This window comes from Pseudomonas sp. SWRI18, from assembly GCF_014268345.1.
Classification (GTDB): domain Bacteria; phylum Pseudomonadota; class Gammaproteobacteria; order Pseudomonadales; family Pseudomonadaceae; genus Aquipseudomonas; species Aquipseudomonas cedrina.
Window position 1 is genome coordinate 203,392 of sequence record NZ_JACCQQ010000004.1, and the last position, 17,838, is coordinate 221,229.

Below are 17,838 nucleotides of genomic sequence, written 5' to 3' on the forward strand. Positions count from 1 at the left end.
AGCTCCCCTGCTCATTGCCCACGGCGGACCGCCTGGGGGTCGCCCAATGGACGATAATCGGCATCGTCAAAAACGTAATTGCCGTTACAGCCGCTCAACACACACAGCGCAAGCACCACGGCTTGCCACGGATGAATACGCATCAGGTATCTCCCATAAGAATTAAGTGCCCATGCGTCGCTCATTCAGCATTCCTCGCGCATATCGCCAACCGGGATCTTCAGGCGCGCCAGCCGATAGAGCAGCGTGCGCCGCGCCACGCCCAACTCGCGCGCGGTGCGGGTGCGATTGCCACGGTTCTTGTGCAAGCAGTCGATCAGGAACACCCGCTCTACGCGCTCCAGGCGTTGGCGCAGCGTTGCATCGATAGGCTCATCGGCGGTCGGCGCGGGCAAGGACAGGTGCGCCGGCAGGATCACGCCGTCGTCGCAGAGCAGCACGGCGCGTTCCACCAGGCATTTGAGTTCGCGGACATTGCCCGGGAAGGCGTAACTGGACAGTTGGTCAAGGGCGGCGCTGGACCACGCCACCGGTGAGCGTCCCAGTGCAACTGAGGCCTTTTGCGCAAACTCGCGCGCCAACAGCAACACATCGCCGTCGCGCTGGCGCAACGGCGGCAGCTCAATGGGAAACTGCGCCAGCCGGTAGTAAAGGTCCTCGCGAAAACTGCCCTGCGCTACCATCGCGCAGAGGTTGCGGTGAGTCGCGGCAATGATGCGCACATCGACCTTGTGTGCCGCACTGGCCCCCAACGGGCGGACTTCGCCTTCCTGCAAAACCCGCAGCAACTTGGCCTGCAGCGACAGCGGCATGTCGCCGATTTCGTCCAGGAGCAGCGTGCCGCCATGCGCCGCGTCAAACAGCCCTGTGTGGTTACGTTCGGCGCCCGTGAAAGCACCTTTGCGATAGCCGAACAGTTCACTTTCCAGCAGCCCCTCGGGAAAGGCCGCGCAATTTTGCACCACGAATGGTTTTTGGCTACGCGGCCCCGCCGCATGAATAGCGCGCGCCACCACCTCCTTGCCCGTTCCCGTCTCGCCGCGCAGCAGTACGGTGTAGGGCGCATTCAGAACCTTGCCGATCAGGCGGTACGTCTCATCCATGGCCGTACTGCTGCCGATCAACCCAAACTCCACACGCAGAGCCGGTGGGCACCCCTTGGGTGGGGTGACATGCCCTGTGGAACGCTGGCACCGCAGCAAAGACAGTTGCATCGAGGCGAAACTGCCGAGTTGACTCAAGGAAACGCTGTAGTCCTGCAGTTTTTTTCGGCATTGGCTGGCATACACCAACACGCCGCTGATGGCCTTGCCGCGGTTGAACAACGGCACGCATGACACGGCTTCCCAGGGCCGCGCCATCACTGGCAGGAACCCGCATTCGTATACGCTGCCTGCAAGGTCTTGCAGGCTGAGAGCGGTCTGATGGCTAAGCACATAGTGCAACACTTGCTCGTGCTGAAAGTCCTCGGTACAGACCGGATCGACGGGGCGAAGGGCTGCGGGCAGATGCTGCGCAATCAGCTCAAGTCGGCCCGTGGATTCATCCCGCCAGTACCACTGGCTGAGTTCGCACTGGCTCAGTTGCGCCACCGCTGCGACGCACAAGCCGGGCAAGGTGGTTTCGTCGGCGTCGATGCCCAGGCGAATGAACCAGCCGAGCAGCGCATCGGCGTAAGCGGGAGCATGGAGCGCCTGGGTGAACTGCGGATCGCTCATTGGCTGAACTCACAGAGTGGGAAGCCATTGGCCTCCAGGCGCGCATGCACATGCGCCAAGGGTTCGCCTTGAGCCATGGCCGCCAGCAGACGATCCACGATCTGCGGCAACACATGCAGCTCGATCCACTGGTCGATATAACGAGCGCCGCTGTCACCGTGAACACAACGCTCGGCCATGTGGGCAACCAGCTCCGGCGTGTAGCTGAACGCCAGTTTGCGCAGGTGCAGCCGCTGCCCCAGGCGTTCCAGCTTGAGCCTTGCCAGGTCATGCAGAACCTCACCGGTGACCGGGTAATACGGAACCACACGCATCCGTGCCAACAAGGCGGGTTTGAAGTGTTCGCGCAGCAGCGGGCGGATCGTCTCTTGCAGTACGTGCGTGTCAGGTCGCTGGCCACCCGCGCAGCGTTCACTGATGCACTCGCTGCCGAGGTTGGACGTCATCAGAATCAGCGTGTTGCGAAAGTCGATTTCCCGGCCTTCCCCATCATTGACCCGGCCCTTGTCAAAAATCTGATAGAACAGGTTCAACACTTCCGGGTCGGCTTTCTCGACTTCATCGAGCAGCACGACAGAATACGGTCGCTGACGCACGGCTTCCGTCAGCACACCGCCCTCGCCGAAGCCGACGTAACCGGGCGGTGCGCCAATCAACCGAGACAGCGAGTGTTTTTCCTGGAACTCCGACATGTTGAGGGTGGTGACGAAACGCGCTCCCCCGTACAACAGATCGCCAAGGGCCAGCGCAGTCTCGGTCTTGCCTACGCCACTTGGGCCGACCAGCAGGAATACACCGACCGGCGCGTCGGCGTTGTTGAGGCCTGCGGCGACGGCACGAAGATTGCGATCCAGGGCCTGCACCGCCTGCTCCTGGCCAAGGATGCGCGAACGCAGCGCATCGGCGAAACCCAAGACCTGTTCACTGTGTTCGAATGACAGCTGTTCAACCGGGATTCCGGTCCAGGCACTGATAATCTGAGCCACCAGGCGCGGGCACACCTGCTGCGCCGATCCTTGCTGTTCCTGCCAGCAGCGCTCCAGATGCTCACGCTCCTTTTCCACGGCCTGCATGCGCAGGCCCAACCCGAGCAGGAGCTGTTCATCCACGGGGAAACCTGCGTCCCTGTCTCGGCTCATTGCTTGCAGCTGCCGGGCGCCCTCCGCTTGTTCCGAGTACAGGCATTGCAGTGCTTGCGGCGCGGTCTCCCGGCTGATTTTCAAACGGGCGCACGCGGTGTCCAGCACATCCACCGCCTTGTCGGGCAACTGGCGCCCGGTCAGGTAACGGGCACTCAACTGCGCGGCCGCCACGACCGCATCGTCGCGCACGTAGACGCCATGGCTGCGCTCATACACAGGCACCAATCCGCGCAGGATCGAAACCGCTTGCTCGACACTGGGCTCGTCCACCAGCACGGGCTGGAAGCGCCGCGCCAACGCAGGATCTTTTTCGAAGTATTTCTTGTATTCCGACCAGGTGGTGGCGCCGATGGTGCGCAGCTCGCCACGGGCCAGGGCCGGCTTGAGCAGGTTGGCCGCATCCGACGCACCGGCCTGCGCACCTGCCCCTACCAGCGTATGCGCCTCATCGATAAACAGAATCACCGGTCTGGGCGAAGCATTGACCTCGTCGATCACACCCTTGAGGCGCCGTTCGAACTCCCCCTTGATGCCGGCGCCTGCCTGGAGCAGGCCCATGTCCAAGGTCAACACCCGGACTTCGCGCAATAACGCCGGTACCTGCGCGGTGGCGATGCGAAGCGCGAGGCCTTCGACAACGGCCGTCTTGCCTACCCCGGCTTCGCCGACAAGGATTGGATTGTTCTTGCGCCTGCGCATGAGTATGTCGATCAACTGGCCGATCTCGGCATCACGGCACAACACCGGGTCGATACGCCCCTCTTGAGCCTGGCGTGTCAGGTCGTGGGTGAAGCGCTCCAGCAATGATTCACCCTTGGGCGCGGGATGCGTTTCAGGCGCCTGGCTCGACACGAAGCCGTACACACGCTGCGCATCCAACCGGTTCAATAGCCGCTGATAGGCGCTCCCTGCGTGATGCAGAGGGTGGCGCAACAGGGCCAGCAACAGGGCACCCTGATCGACCTCAGCCTGACGCAGCTCCAAATGGGCGACCATCACGGCCTGTTGCAGCCATTGCACAAGCGCCTGGGCAAACACCGGATTGCGCGACGCACTCGCCTCCACCTTGGGCTGCAGTGTGGCTTGCAACTCGCCGGCGTCGATACCCGCATCGGCCAAGGCCCTGGCCAACAGGCCATCGTGATGCTCGAGCAAGGTCAGCAGCAGGTCTTCCACCAGCACTTCCCTGCCGCCGCGCATGACGCAGCGCTCGGCCGAGCGCTCCAGGTCGCGACGCGCCTGGGAGGTCAAGGTCTGGATCAGGTGTTGCAGGTCAATATTCATCATAACGATTCATCCCTAATGAGCATTGCTCGACACGATGACCACGCCATCGGCGCACTCATGCGCCAGCCAACTGGTCCAGCCGAGGCGACAGACGTTGCGTTCGCCAATGTGCAGCGGCCTGATCTCTTCCTTGGCCAGCACCAGGCGCAGGTCATAGGCCAGAGGTTCCCGAACCGTCAGCCGCACCAACGAACACAGCGGCGCGTAGTCCGTGCCAGTGGGCAGGAACCCATGAAACTGCTGCCAGCCCAGATCCTGCAGATGCACCCTGAACTTGCCACTGCGGTCGGCGACCCGGTTTCCCAACACCTGGTCACGGCCGAGCACGCTGTTCGCAGCGCCGAGGCGGTTGCGCTGCGAGTCGGCGATGGCCACCATGCGCAGCACCCATTGCTCGATGAACACGCGGTCGTGCTTTGAGTAGTAGCGCAGCACCTTCTCGATCAAGGCTGCCGAATGCGCCCGCAGGCTCAGCAACCCCAGGTACGGCAACAGTCGCTTGCAATCCAATTGGGCAACACTGCGAATCTGCCGCCCACTCAGGCCAATCAATGCAAACAGGTGCTCGGAAAAGGCATCCCGTGCGCCCGCCTGGAAACACGCCCGATAGCGGTACTTGCGCCAGATTGGCAGCATCAGCCGTTGCAGACGGTGGTGAAATACGTTCAGGAAGTCGCGGGTGGTGTTGCCACTCACCCCGTCGGCGCACGCCTGCTCGCTATAAAACGCGGGCAATGGCGAACCCGCGCCACACAAGCCCAGTACGTTGAGGCGAAGACGCGCACGCAACTGGTCGTGCTCGATGAAAAACTCCACCCGATCAATATCGTGCCCCGGGAAACCAAGACCTGGGTTGGCCTGAAACTCCAGCAAGTCATACAGCGCGTCGTCACTCAACAGTGGGTGGGCATCACGCAGATGCTTGATTACCTGTAAAACCGCCTGGAACAGCGAATACTCGCGAATGATCCGGGACAGTTGCGTCAAAGCAGGGGCTGCTGCCCCATCCGTGGTGCCCATAGATACACGTCTCCTTGTGTGCTGATGACGCTCAGTTCGTGGTAGGTATTGAGGCCGGCGTAGAGCGCGAAAAATTCGTTGAGTACCGAGGCGAACACGAACACCTCGCCCTGCCCCAAAAAGCCTTGGGGGTCGACGGTCAGTTCAATTCGTACGCCGCGGAGCGGCAAGCCAAGGTGCAACCGGTCGACGGCAGCGTGGCTGACAGACCGCAGCGCGCCCAACCTCCTGTCGCTGACCTTCTGTGCCTGTCGGTCGTGATAGCGAGGAAAGTCATAGGTTCGAAGAATCGTCTTCAAGGCATTGATGTCGCTCAAGGACAGGTAGTTGAGCGACATGTTGCTGATAAGCCGCCAGAGAAAATCCTGGTCCAGGGGCGGCGAGAAACTCGCTGTCGGTGCGCAGATATTGCGGAATGACAACCCTTCCGGCGTCTTTTCGCACGGCTGGTTGATATCCCCTACCTGCAGCAGTCGGGGCAGGTTGTGATTGGTGCATGTCAACTCGATCGACAGGGTTTGCGGCGCGTGCTCCTGAAAGTTATCAAACCCAAGCCATGTATCGAGCCCTGCATGCTGTGCCGATGGCCGTTGGCGAACGCTGTAGCTCACAGGGCGCTCCGACACGTCGTTATCACCGTCATGTTCGAAGGATTCAAAGGGTACGTAAGCCTGGTATCCAAGCCCGCCCGGCTGCCAGCCCGTCACGCGGTCTACGGAAAATACACTGGCGTTCTCCCGTGAATATTCGCCAGGCATCAGCAAGTACTCGTCTTGCTTGCCGTCCAGGCGAATGGGCACCGCGTCATGCTTGAACAGGTTGACGATGGGCGTGCAGTAAAGCTTCACGTTATCCAGGGTGGGCTGTTGAGGCTCGCGCCATGGAGTGCGTAACTCAAAGCGCATCATCACGCCGCACACCTGCTTGAGCAGCTCGCCGGGCAATCCGTGCAGTACGTCCAGTCCTCCCACATCGACAAACAGGTATTTGGCGGGAAAGGCAAAGTACTCCTGCAAATGGCGATACCCCTGAAACGTATTCAGCGGGTACGGGACCAATGCCTGATCCTCACTGAAGCCCACCGGTTGCACACGGTCAGCGCCCAGCCTCAGCGAGACAGCCTGACCATCAAGATCGATGATCGGCAGGCCGTCGCGCCTCAGAGGCAGCAGCTCGATACCATCGAGATGACGCAACAGGCTCAGGTACAGTTCCTGGCTCATGTAGCGGTCTCCCGCCAGGTGCAGGCGTAACTGATCGAAGGTCCATTCACCGAAGTTACCCTCGGCGCTCATCTCCAGACGCAGGCTCAACATCCCCCGGTCCGCCTGGGCGCTGTACTCCAGCGCACTCAGTTGCAGCGCCAGGATCTGCGTGTCGTAGCAGGTACGAAAACAGCAACGCTGGTCATTGACGGCGGCGCTTTCAACCGGCGTATCCCGCGCAACCGAAACGGGCGGCCCCGAGCGTTTCAACGGGTCGAACTGCAGGATGCTGAACGCCGGCATGGGCCGCATGTAATTGGGCCAAAGCAAATGCATCAGCGAATGCGTCAGTTCTGGAAGCTCGTCATCCAGCTTCTGACGCAAGCGACCGGTGAGAAATGCAAAGCCTTCCAGCAGGCGTTCCACATCCGGGTCCTGGCCGGACTCTGCCAGAAAGGGCGCAAGCGCGGGATTGCGTTCCGAAAACCGCCGCCCTAGCTGGCGCAAGGCACTGAGCTCGCTCTGGTAATAACGGTTAAAGGACATCCGGCAAGACCTCTACGCGGCCGCTATCACTGAGCCTCGCGGTAAACGCCACAGGTTGTTTGCTGCCCTTCACCACCAGAAAGGCTTCGATCGCGAACGCCAGGGCCAGTGGGTCGTGATCCCGCGGCAATGCCGTGACCCGTACCTGCTTCAAGCGTGGCTCATAGGCGCGGATGAATCGCTCGATCAACAGGCGCGACTGGCTCAATGACTCATGCAGGCTCTGGTTCATGTCGTTGAGGTCGGGCAACCCGTAGTCCGGCAGTGTCTGCACACTGCCTGCACGGATGCTGAGCATTTTCCCCAGATGCAGCGCAACGGATGTCACGCCACACGCAGGGGCAGTTGCCGGGCGTCCTAGCCGCTCGAAAAGGCTTTGATGGTGGGGCATTCCTTGGCCTGCGCTCATTCTTTGTCGAGCTTCCCAACCAGGGACAGGGTGAAGTCCGCCCCCATGTACTTGAAGTGCGGGCGCACGCTCAGGTTTACGCGGTACCAGCCGGGCTCGCCCTCAACATCACTGACCACAATGCGCGCTGCCCGCAACGGACGCCGCCCCCGCACTTCGGCGCTCGGGTTTTCCTGATCGGCGACGTACTGGCGAATCCATTTATTGAGTTCCAGCTCCAGGTCGGTGCGCTCCTTCCATGAACCCAATTGTTCGCGCTGAAGGACTTTGAGGTAGTGGGCCAGGCGGTTGACCACCATCATGTAGGGCAGTTGAGTCCCCAGGCGGTAATTGAGCTCGGCTTCCTTGCCCTCGGGACTGAGGCCGAAGTGCTTCGGTTTCTGGACCGAGCTGGCCGAGAAGAACGCGGCATTGTCGCTGCCCTTGCGCATGGTCAAGGCGATGAAGCCCTCTTGGGCGAGCTCGTATTCGCGGCGGTCGGAAACCAGCACTTCCGTCGGAATCTTGGTTTCGATTTCCCCCATGCTGTGGAAGTGATGCAACGGCAAGTCTTCCACCGCACCTCCACTTTGCGGACCAATGATATTCGGGCACCAGCGAAAGCGCGCGAAGCTGTCGGTCAAGCGCGTGGCAAAGGCGTAGGCGGTATTGCCCCACAGGTAGTGTTCGTGACTGTTGACCACGTTTTCCTGGTAGGCGAAGGTCTTGACCGGGCATTCAAGGGGGTCGTAGGGCGTACGAAGCAGGAAGCGCGGCACGGTCAAGCCGATATAACGGGCGTCTTCGCTTTGGCGAAAGCTTTGCCATTTGGCAAATTGCGGGCCCTCGAAATGGTCCTTCAGGTCTTTGAGGTCCGGTAGACCGGTAAAGCTTTCCAGCCCGAAGAACGCGGGCCCGGCTGCGGCGATAAAAGGCGCATGGGCCATGCAGGCCACACTGGCTGCGTACTGCATCAGCTTCACATCGGGCGCGCTGGGGGACAGGAAGTAGTTGGCGATGATCGCCCCCACCGGTTGACCGCCAAACTGGCCGTATTCGGCGCTGTAGATATGCTTGTACAACCCGGACTGGGTCACTTCCGGCGAGTCTTCGAAGTCTTCGAGCAGGTCTTGCCGGGAGACGTTGAGCAGTTCGATCTTGATGTTTTCGCGGAAGTTGGTGCGGTCGACCAGCAATTGCAAGCCCTTCCAGGACGCTTCCAGGGCCTGGAACTGCGGGTGGTGCAAAATCTCGTCCATCTGCAGGCTGAGCTTTGTGTCGATCTCGGCAATCATCCGGTCGACCAGGCGTTTCTTGACGGGCTCGCCACGATTGTGCGGCTTGATCAACTCTTCGATAAACGCCGACACGCCACGTCGGGCAATGCCATAGGCCTCGTCATCCGCGCTCAGTAGCGTCTGCGCAACGATGTTGTCGAGGATGCTGTGCTGGTCAGTGGTCTGTTCAGGTAGCGAGTACTGTTGGGTAGTCATGGGGTCAGTGTCCTTTTACTGAAGAAATGTCAGGCGCCTGGGTTGCCCAGGCCCAGCTCCGCCAGAACCCGCGCGCGGGACTCGTCATCGGCCAGGGCCTGCTCGATCGCCTTGCGAAAGCTCGGGGTGTTGCCCAAGGGTCCCTTGAGTGCCATGAGCGCCTCGCGCAACGCCATCAGCTTGTGCAACTCGGGCACCTGCTCAACCAGGTTCGCGGGGTTGAAATCCTTCATGGAATTAATGCGTACCTGAATGGCGAGTTCCTCGACATCCGCCTCCTCCTGCAGGCGATTGGGCACGTTCAGTGTCAGGCTCAAGGCTTGCTTGGCCAGCACGTCATCCAGGGTGTTCTTGTCGATCGCGATGGGCTTGCGATCTTCGAGCTTGCGTACATCCTCACGCTGGGTGAAATCGCCCAGCACCAACAGTTTCAACGGCAGCTCGACTTCTTCCTGCGCCCCACCGATGGCGGGCTTGAATGTAATGTTGATACGTTCCTTGGGGGCTACCGAACCTTCTTTGGCCATGGTGCATCTCCGTTTTCAAGTGGCCCGAAAGCCTATTCAAGTGCCGCTTCAAGATCGAAGAGGCACAGCCTGCGATGGGTGTCTTCCTTGCGCTTGCGCACGGCATGGTTTTGCGGCAATAAATCGCAACAGCGATACAGAAGCTGGGTGACCTGAAGGGCCAGCTCCGGCTCCCAGCGTTCCAGGCCGGTGCGTTGCAGTTCGTGGTCAAGATGTTCAAGCTGGATCTTCGCCAGCTCGTGCTTGCCGGCCTGTACACACAAGCGCGCCAGGGCAAGCCGCCAATGAAAACGCGCACGATCACTGCGCGCCGTGTACATGCCCTGCTTGAGTTCATGGACGGCGTCCTTGAGCCCGTCCTTTCGCAACCGCCGGGCGACCGCCTGCAAGGCGACCTCCCAGGGCGCGGCATCGGCATCGACCACCACCGGGGTTGATTCGGGCATCTGCAGGTGGCGGGAAACCTGCAGCGTGATCCAGTCGCGCGTGGCGGCATCGGCAAACGGAACGCCGTCATGGAAGTGAAACGCCGGCAGGTCCGGCAGGCGTTGCAACAACAGGGCGAAGGTCACTTCCAGCTCAACCATGGCCTGGGCGGCCTGCAAGGCCTCCAGGCATTGCCAGAGCATGCGCAGCCCATCGAACCAGAACATCGCGCCGGCCAGGCTGGCTTCGAGCTCAAGCACCAGGTCGGCGTAATGGCCTTGGGCAAAGCGCTCCTGATAACGCCTGAGTTTGTCGGGAGCAGGCCCGCGCAAGGCTGTGAACCGTTCGTTGTCGGCGTCCGGATAGCTGGCCAGCGCCAGCCAGGTCAATGTTCGATTCAGGCGCAAGGCGCGCGCGTCAGTGGCGTTCTGGCGTAACCACCAGGCACACAACGCTCGGGCCTGCTCCTGCAAGGTGCGCAGCAATTTGTTGGCGTCTTTTTCGTTGTTCACCACCGCTTCGGGCTTGAGCAATTGGCCGGTTGCCTGCTTGACGTGGGCAATGACGTCGCTCAGCCCCACCGCTGGAGGATCGTCCTGCGCAGCCCGCTCCAGCGTCTGGGCCAATTGCCTGCGAACCGGCAGCAGCAACGGCGCGTCATTCCCCAAGTGCCTGGCCCAAAGCTCATCGAGGCACTCAAGATGCTCAAGCACGGCGCGGAACAGCGGTTGCTGGTTCTGCAACGGCACGCCCTGTGTAAACAATGGTTCAAGGCGCAGCACCAACCAGCCGAATGCCGCGCCACGGGTACGTGGTTTTTCCGGATAGACCACCGACCAATGATGTTCGCAGAGGTCGCGCAGCAACCCGAGCCCGGCCAGCAAGCCCGGAAAGGATTCACACTGGTGCAACGCCCAGGTCAGCCAGACGGCGACCTTCAGGTCCTTGGACTGCTGGCGTAGCAGTATCTCACTGGTTTCCCGGACCTTTTGCCAATCGGGCTGGTCGCCACCATGAATCGATTGCGCCTTGGCCAGCTCGAATTCCAGCGCCTCATATTCACTCGAAAAGCGTACATCGCTGCCCGCAAAACACGTTTGCGTGCAAGGTGAGCGTGCAACTTCAAGGTAATAATCACAAAGCTTGCCTGAATAAGCCATTTGGTACCGCGCGCAACTCGTCATGACAGGAAAGGCCAACTAACCGCATTTAAACCGCGCATCAGAATGCCATCTAGGCTTTGCCGGAAAATCCCGCAAAGCTCACGAACCTTAGTCACGACCAAAACATTCAGCAAGCGACGAAATAACACTTAATCCTTTTCCTACAAGTGCCTCTGAATGCATGAGCGCGCAGGATTTTTCGCACCAAAACGACCGTATCCACGACCCCCTTCGACCAACGCCAATGTTTGCGCAACAATCGATGTGAGCAACTAATTGCGCACTAATGCGCAATCCAATAGTCACTAAATCAACTAAATACTGCGCAACTCTTCATAAATCGCCACTTAAATAATTCAATACGCCCACCTTTATTGGCCAACGCACTTTCAGGCACGCTTCTTGTTATAGGTAATTCTCCAGCCGGCCCAATGACCGGCTGGAACTACCTCATCAATCAGACAAGGAAACCCGTCATGCCAACACCCGCGTATCTCTCCATCACCGGTGTCAAACAAGGTTTGATTACGGCAGGTACGTTTACCCAGGACTCGGTAGGTAACATTTATCAGGAAGGCCATGAGGACCAGATCCTGGTGCAGGCCTTTTCTCATCAGGTGATCATTCCGCGCGACCCGCAATCGGGCCAGCCGACAGGCCAGAGGGTTCATAAACCCCTGATGATCAGCAAGGTCTTCGATAAGTCGTCGCCCTTGCTGTTCAGCGCACTGACCAGCGGCGAAGAGGTCAAGTGCCGGCTCGAATGGCTGCGCACCTCTTCGGCCGGCACCCAGGAGCACTACTTCACCATTGAGCTGGAGGGGGCAACCATCGTGGATATCCAGTCACGCATGCCCAATTGCCAGGACCCGGACAACGCCCACTTCACCCACCTGGAAGATGTGTACTTCACGTACCGGAAAATTGTGTGGACCCACGAAGTGTCCGGTACTTCCGGTTCGGATGACTGGCGCAGCCCGGTTGCGGGTTAAGCCGGATTGACGCAGAGGCGGCGCCAGGGAAGGCGCCACCTCTATCGGTTGGCTACACCATCGCCAGCGGATGCTTGCGCTTGGGTGCGCCAAACACACGATCGATGGCGTCCAGGTCGTGTTCATCCAGCAGCACCTTGGCAGCGGCTGCGTTGAGTCGCACATGTTCCGGGGTGACCGCTTTGGGAATGGCGATCACACCGTCCTGGCGCAACACCCAGGCCAGGGCCACCTGGGCGGGTGTGACCTCATGGCGGCGGGCGATCTGCTTGAGGGTCGGGCTGGACAGCAGCTCACCGCCCTGGGCGATCGGGCAGTAAGCCATTAACGGCAAGTGGTGCTGTTGCCACCAGGGCAGCAGGTCGAACTCAATGCCGCGCTCTTCGATGTTATAGAGCACCTGGTTGGTGGCGCAGGCCGGGGATGCGAGTTCCTGCAGGTCGGCGACATCGAAATTGGAGACGCCCCAGCGGCCGATCTTGCCGGCTTCGCGCAGGCGTTCGAACGCTTCCACGGTTTCTTCAAGAGGGTATTGGCCGCGCCAGTGCAGCAGATACAGATCGATGTAGTCCGTACCCAGGCGTTCGAGGCTGGCTTCACAGGCACGGGGCACGCCCTGATGGCTGGCATTGTGCGGATAGACCTTGCTGACGAGGAACACCTGATCACGCCTGCCGCGAATGGCCTCGCCGACAACCCTTTCGGCGCCGCCCTCACCATACATTTCGGCGGTATCGATCAGGGTCATGCCCTCGTCGATGCCCAGTTGCAACGCCGCCACTTCGGCGCGGTGCTGGTCGGGATTTTCGCCCATGCGCCAGGTTCCCTGGCCTATGACAGGAACGGGAACCCCCGCCAGATCAATGGTACGCATGACAACCTCCTGGTGAATTCGCGGATTAACAGTGTGGCACTGACCGGACAAAAGGGTTCAATCGCAGTATGGTTACGCTTTGCCAAGTCGTCAGGAAGAACCTGCAATGCTGTTTGTCGTGATGCTCGGGGGCAAGCACCCACGGGCAAAAATTGAAGTTCACGATGTGGTGTTCGCTGCCGCGGACACGCTTGAGTCGACCTACCCGCAACTGCGCGCCGATTGGTTCGGCAGCCCCAAGGGCGTGCATATCGATTCGTGGATGGCCGTGGACGGTGTCGACGGTTGGAAAGTCGAACTCAGCCACCTCGCACCTGCCGCTGGAGCGCATCATCTGTATTTCATTAACCTCGGCGGTTATGAAGCCAAGAGTTTTGGCGAAGCCCACCACTACCTGCTGGTGGTTGCTCGCAACAAGCAGGAAGCAATGAGCAAGGGCAAGCAGAATACGCTGCGCCATTGGTCCCAGGCCCATACGGACGCTGTGATGGATATCGACGACTGCCTGCCCATCGACCTGGTAGCCGGACGCTACATTCACCTCGTACAGGGCCCACACCGACCGATCATCCAGCAGAACGACTATATCGTCCTGTCTTGACCCAACCCGAACCGCTCGGCAATCGGCAGGAACTTTGCCGGGAAATAACCGCCTGAATCCGGTAGGCTCACCCTTTTCACTCAAGGAGTTACTCCCCATGGCCAAAGCCACCGCCCGTCACATCCTCGTTTCCACTGAAGACAAGTGCAACGAACTCAAGACCCAGATCGAAGGCGGCGCCGATTTCGCAGAAATCGCCAAAGCCAACTCCAGCTGCCCCTCCAGCCGCGATGGCGGCAACCTGGGTTCGTTCGGTCCAGGCCAGATGGTCAAGGAATTCGACACCGTCGTATTCAGCGCCCCGGTCAACACCGTGCAAGGCCCGGTGAAAACCCAGTTCGGCTACCACCTGCTGGAAGTCACCAGCCGCCAGGACTGATCCGGTCTGCGCTGATGCGATAAACAACGGCCCGCCTTCTGGTGGGCCGTTGTGCATGTGATGACTGGCGACGCTGATGCCGTTAGCGTACAAATCCCTTTTCTTCTTCACACGGCGTTCAAGGCTGACAATGCGATTGGCTTTTTCCTATCTACTAAGTTCGAGCCTGGCCCTGCTGGTGGCCAGCACTGCGGCGTTCGCGACGCCGCAACCGTATCTGACGGTGTACGGCGAACCGGCCAAGTACGCCGCCGGCTTCACCCATTTCGATTACGCCAACCCCAATGCCCCCAAGGGTGGGAGCCTGCGCCGCTCGGCCATCGAGATCGGGCGCTATGACCATGTGTTGCCGTATATCGACAAAGGCATCGGCGTTACCCAGGTTGACGGCTGGGTGTATGCCCCGCTGGCCCAGCGCTCCCTGGATGAGCCCTACACCGTCTACGGCCTGGTTGCCGAAAAGATGGAGCGCGCCGATGACGGCATGTCGCTGCGTTTTTTCCTCAACCCCAAGGCACGCTTTGCCGACGGCAAGCCGATCACCGCCGAAGACGTGCGCTACAGCTTCGACCTGCTGATGACCCAGGGCAGCCTGCGCTTTCGCACCCTGTTTGCGGACGTCAAGCACGTTGAAGTCGAAGGCGAGCGCCAGGTGCGTTTTGATTTCTCCAGCAACGAAAACCGCACCCTGCCCCTGGATATCGCAACCCTGCCGGTCTTCCCGGAACACTGGTGGAAGACCCGTGACTTCGCCAACGGCGGTGGCTATGAAGCACCACTGGGCAGCGGCCCCTACAAAATCAGCAAGATCGATTCCGGCAGCACCATCACCTTTACCCGCGACCCGACTTGGTGGGGCAAGGATCTGCCGGTCAGCCGCGGCCTGTACAACTTCGATCACCTGAGCCTGGAATATTTCGGCGATACCGAAGTGGCCCGCCAGGTGCTGCGTGGCGGCGCCTACGATTTCAATCGTGAATTTTCCGCCACCGGTTATTCCATCGGCTACAACGGCCCGGCCCTGGACGATGGCCGCCTGCAGCGCGCCCACCTGGCCAAGGAAATGCCGCAACCGGCCCAAGGTTACGTGTTTAACGTGCAAAACCCGATGTTCAAGGACCGCCGCGTGCGCCAGGCACTGGCGATGCTGTGGGACTTCGAATGGGCCAACCGGCAGATGATGCGCAATATGTATATCCGCCAGCAAAGCTTCTTCTCCAACAGCCCGCTGGCGGCCAGCCAACTGCCGACCAAAGAGGAACTGGCGATTCTTGAACCTTTGCGCGGCCAGGTGCCCGACGAGGTGTTCACCCAGGTGTTCAAGGCCCCGGTCACCGATGGCAGCGGCATGATCCGCGATAAACAGTTGCAAGCCCTGGCCCTGCTGCAGGAAGCTGGCTGGAAACCGGACGGCGACAGACTGGTCAATGCCGAAGGCAAGCCGCTGGAATTCACCTTCCTCAATGCCCAGGCCGGCCTGGAGCGCCTGCTGTTGCCGTACAAGCGCAACCTTGCGCAGATCGGCATCACGCTGAATATCCGCCGCATCGACTCCTCCCAATACGTGAACCGGTTAATGGCCAGGGACTACGACATGATTGTCACCGGTTTTCCCGTCACCACGTCGCCCGGCATGGAGCTGTACAACTACTTCGGCTCGGCCGCCGCCTTCGATCCCGGCGCGAATAACTACATGGTGCTCAAGGACCCGGCCGTCGACAGCCTGATCAAGGGCCTGGTCAAGGCCGACACCCAGGCGCAGATGCTCACTTACGCCCATGCGCTGGACCGCGTGCTGCAATGGAATTACCTGTGGATCCCCAATTACTACCCACCGGGCACATCTGCCGCTTGGTGGAACCGCTTCGGCCGCCCGGTCATCGAGGCGAAGAACGACGAAGCCCTGGAAACCTGGTGGGAAATCAGCCCCACGCCACTGACTAACGAGCAAATGAGCGCTGAGTTGAAAAAACGCGGAGGGGCGCGCTGATGTTTGCCTATATCGTGCGGCGCCTGCTGCTGATCATCCCGACGCTGGTGATCATCCTGCTGGTGAATTTCGTGATCGTGCAGGCCGCCCCCGGTGGCCCGGTGGAACAAGCCATCGCCCACCTGCAAGGCATCGGCGGCGGTGGCGTCGGCGGCGCGTCCGGCGAAGGTATCAGCAGCGGTTCCCGCGCCAGCCGTGGCCTGGACCCGAAATTGATCAAGGACATCGAAAAACAATACGGCTTCGACAAGCCCGCGCCGGAACGCCTGTGGCTGATGCTCAAGAGCTACGCCCAGCTGGATTTTGGTAACAGCTTCTTTCGCGGCAAGACGGTGATCGACCTGATCCTGGAAAAAATGCCGGTGACCATTTCCCTCGGCCTGTGGGCCACGCTGATCACCTACCTGGTGTCGATCCCCCTGGGGATTCGCAAGGCGGTGCGCCACGGCAGCAGCTTTGACGTATGGAGCAGCACCGCCATCGTCATCGGCTATGCGATGCCGGCGTTTCTGTTCGCGATGTTCCTGATCGTGGTATTTGCCGGTGGCACTTCGCTGAACTGGTTCCCGGTGCGCGGGCTGGTCTCGGAAAACTTCGAAGAGTTGAGCACGATTGGCAAGGTGGCCGATTATTTCTGGCACCTGGTGTTGCCGGTGACGTCGCTGGTCATCGGCGGGTTCGCCACGCTGACCATCCTGACCAAAAACTCGTTCCTTAATGAAATCACGCGCCAATACGTGGTGACCGCACGCGCCAAGGGCTTGAGCGAACAGCGCGTGCTCTACGGCCATGTGTTCCGCAACGCCATGCTGCTGGTGATCTCGGGGATTCCCCAGGCATTCATCAGCGTGTTCTTTGCAGGCTCCTTGCTGATCGAGGTGATTTTCTCCCTCGACGGCCTGGGCCGCATGAGCTACGAAGCGGCGGTATCGCGCGATTATCCGGTGGTGTTCGGCTCGTTGTTTATCTTCACCTTGTTCGGCCTCTTGATAAAACTGATCGGCGACCTCTGCTACACCCTGGTGGACCCGCGTATCGACTTCGCCGCGAGGAACGCCTGATGCTTGATCTGTCTCCCGTTGCCCGTCGGCGCTTCGAGCGCTTCAAGAAAAACCGTCGCGGCTGGTGGTCGCTGTGGCTGTTTATCGGCCTGTTTCTGCTGACCCTGGGCGGCGAACTGATCGCCAACGACAAGCCGCTGGTGCTGAGCTTCAAGAACGAGCTGTATTTTCCGGTGTTCAAGCGCTACACCGAACAGCAGTTCGGCGGACAGTTGCCGTTCCAGGCCGACTACCGCAGTGACTACGTGCAAAAGCTGATCAAGCAGGACGGCGGCTGGATGCTGTTCCCGCCGATCCCGTTCAGTGACGACACCCCCAACTACGAACTGACCCGCCCTGCCCCCAGCCCGCCCTCATCGGTAAATTGGCTGGGCACTGATGATCAATCGCGGGATGTGCTGGCGCGGGTGATTTTTGGCGCGCGGGTGTCGATCCTGTTTGCCTTGGCGCTCACCGCGATCAGCGCGGCCATCGGCATCGCGGCCGGTGCGTTGCAGGGTTATTACGGCGGTTGGGTGGACTTGATCGGCCAGCGCGTGCTGGAGGTGTGGTCCGGGTTGCCGGTGCTGTACCTGCTGATCATCCTGTCGGGCTTTGTCGAGCCCAATTTCTGGTGGCTTCTGGGGATCATGGCGCTGTTTTCCTGGCTGGCCCTGGTGGACGTAGTGCGCGCCGAGTTCCTGCGCGGGCGCAACCTGGAATACGTCAAGGCCGCACGGGCGCTGGGCTTGGGCGACGGCAAGATCATTCGCCGGCATATCCTGCCCAACGCCATGACGGCGACGCTGAGCTACCTGCCGTTTATCCTGACCGGGGCGATCTCCACCCTCAGCGCTCTGGATTTCCTCGGCTTTGGCATGCCGGCGGGCAGCGCGTCGCTGGGCGAACTGATCGCCCAGGGCAAGCAGAACCTGCAAGCACCCTGGCTGGGCCTGACGGCGTTTTTCACCCTGGCGCTGATCCTGTCGCTGCTGGTCTTTATCGGCGAGGCGTTGCGTGATGCCTTCGACCCCCGCTCATGAGTAC

General features: G+C 60.5%; 16 protein-coding genes. 6 read left to right on the plus strand and 10 right to left on the minus strand.

All coding sequences use genetic code 11. The features are described from left to right. Nucleotides 1-11: 11 nt before the first annotated feature. The 9 genes from H0Z09_RS07355 to tssA are packed head-to-tail and all read right to left on the minus strand — an operon-like array spanning nucleotide 12 to nucleotide 10,912. Nucleotides 12-143, minus strand: coding sequence for a type VI secretion protein (locus tag H0Z09_RS07355; RefSeq protein ID WP_186689091.1), 132 nt, complete (start codon nucleotides 141-143; stop codon nucleotides 12-14). A gap of 42 nt (nucleotides 144-185) precedes the next feature. Then, nucleotides 186-1,718, minus strand: a complete 1,533-nt coding sequence (locus H0Z09_RS07360; protein WP_186689104.1) for a sigma 54-interacting transcriptional regulator — start codon at nucleotides 1,716-1,718, stop codon at nucleotides 186-188. Next, the gene (locus tag H0Z09_RS07365) at nucleotides 1,715-4,147 is read right to left on the minus strand and encodes an AAA family ATPase (RefSeq protein ID WP_186689120.1); all 2,433 of its coding nucleotides are present in this window, start codon (nucleotides 4,145-4,147) and stop codon (nucleotides 1,715-1,717) included. The genes H0Z09_RS07360 and H0Z09_RS07365 overlap by 4 nt, the downstream gene beginning before the upstream one ends. 12 nt (nucleotides 4,148-4,159) lie before the next feature. Continuing rightward, on the minus strand, nucleotides 4,160-5,167 hold the full coding sequence (tssG, locus tag H0Z09_RS07370) for a type VI secretion system baseplate subunit TssG (protein ID WP_186689129.1): 1,008 nt from the start codon (nucleotides 5,165-5,167) through the stop codon (nucleotides 4,160-4,162). After that, the gene (tssF, locus tag H0Z09_RS07375; RefSeq protein WP_186689134.1) at nucleotides 5,131-6,918 is read right to left on the minus strand and encodes a type VI secretion system baseplate subunit TssF; all 1,788 of its coding nucleotides are present in this window, start codon (nucleotides 6,916-6,918) and stop codon (nucleotides 5,131-5,133) included. Before tssF ends, tssG begins: the two co-directional genes overlap by 37 nt. Beyond that, the gene (tssE, locus tag H0Z09_RS07380; protein WP_186689138.1) at nucleotides 6,908-7,309 is read right to left on the minus strand and encodes a type VI secretion system baseplate subunit TssE; all 402 of its coding nucleotides are present in this window, start codon (nucleotides 7,307-7,309) and stop codon (nucleotides 6,908-6,910) included. The genes tssF and tssE overlap by 11 nt, the downstream gene beginning before the upstream one ends. Before the next feature lie 14 nt (nucleotides 7,310-7,323). Then, nucleotides 7,324-8,799: a type VI secretion system contractile sheath large subunit gene (gene tssC, locus H0Z09_RS07385; RefSeq protein WP_076950555.1), complete on the minus strand. Its 1,476-nt coding sequence runs from the start codon at nucleotides 8,797-8,799 to the stop codon at nucleotides 7,324-7,326. A gap of 29 nt (nucleotides 8,800-8,828) precedes the next feature. Next, nucleotides 8,829-9,326 (minus strand): type VI secretion system contractile sheath small subunit, encoded by a 498-nt coding sequence (gene tssB, locus H0Z09_RS07390; protein WP_076950556.1) that lies wholly within the window; start codon nucleotides 9,324-9,326, stop codon nucleotides 8,829-8,831. Between the two features lie 32 nt (nucleotides 9,327-9,358). Next, nucleotides 9,359-10,912 (minus strand): type VI secretion system protein TssA, encoded by a 1,554-nt coding sequence (tssA, locus tag H0Z09_RS07395; RefSeq protein WP_186689154.1) that lies wholly within the window; start codon nucleotides 10,910-10,912, stop codon nucleotides 9,359-9,361. A gap of 479 nt (nucleotides 10,913-11,391) precedes the next feature. Between tssA and H0Z09_RS07400 the strand changes: the two genes are divergently transcribed. After that, nucleotides 11,392-11,907, plus strand: a complete 516-nt coding sequence (locus H0Z09_RS07400; RefSeq protein ID WP_025858362.1) for an Hcp family type VI secretion system effector — start codon at nucleotides 11,392-11,394, stop codon at nucleotides 11,905-11,907. A gap of 52 nt (nucleotides 11,908-11,959) precedes the next feature. Here the strand turns inward: H0Z09_RS07400 and H0Z09_RS07405 are convergent, their stop codons facing one another. Then, nucleotides 11,960-12,781, minus strand: a complete 822-nt coding sequence (locus H0Z09_RS07405) for an aldo/keto reductase (protein ID WP_186689157.1) — start codon at nucleotides 12,779-12,781, stop codon at nucleotides 11,960-11,962. 106 nt (nucleotides 12,782-12,887) lie between these two features. Here H0Z09_RS07405 and H0Z09_RS07410 point away from each other — a divergent pair, with 106 nt between their 5' ends. From H0Z09_RS07410 to H0Z09_RS07430, 5 genes are all read left to right on the plus strand, one after another. Next, entirely contained in the window at nucleotides 12,888-13,382 is a 495-nt protein-coding gene (locus H0Z09_RS07410; protein ID WP_186689160.1) for a DUF1543 domain-containing protein, read from the plus strand. Between the two features lie 97 nt (nucleotides 13,383-13,479). Continuing rightward, on the plus strand, nucleotides 13,480-13,761 hold the full coding sequence (locus tag H0Z09_RS07415) for a peptidylprolyl isomerase (RefSeq protein ID WP_076950560.1): 282 nt from the start codon (nucleotides 13,480-13,482) through the stop codon (nucleotides 13,759-13,761). A gap of 130 nt (nucleotides 13,762-13,891) precedes the next feature. Beyond that, complete coding sequence (locus tag H0Z09_RS07420) at nucleotides 13,892-15,751, plus strand: extracellular solute-binding protein (protein WP_186689163.1); 1,860 nt, start codon at nucleotides 13,892-13,894, stop codon at nucleotides 15,749-15,751. Further along, nucleotides 15,751-16,812: a microcin C ABC transporter permease YejB gene (locus H0Z09_RS07425; protein WP_186689166.1), complete on the plus strand. Its 1,062-nt coding sequence runs from the start codon at nucleotides 15,751-15,753 to the stop codon at nucleotides 16,810-16,812. The genes H0Z09_RS07420 and H0Z09_RS07425 overlap by 1 nt, the downstream gene beginning before the upstream one ends. Then, on the plus strand, nucleotides 16,812-17,834 hold the full coding sequence (locus H0Z09_RS07430) for an ABC transporter permease (protein ID WP_076950563.1): 1,023 nt from the start codon (nucleotides 16,812-16,814) through the stop codon (nucleotides 17,832-17,834). The genes H0Z09_RS07425 and H0Z09_RS07430 overlap by 1 nt, the downstream gene beginning before the upstream one ends. Nucleotides 17,835-17,838 lie beyond the last annotated feature (4 nt).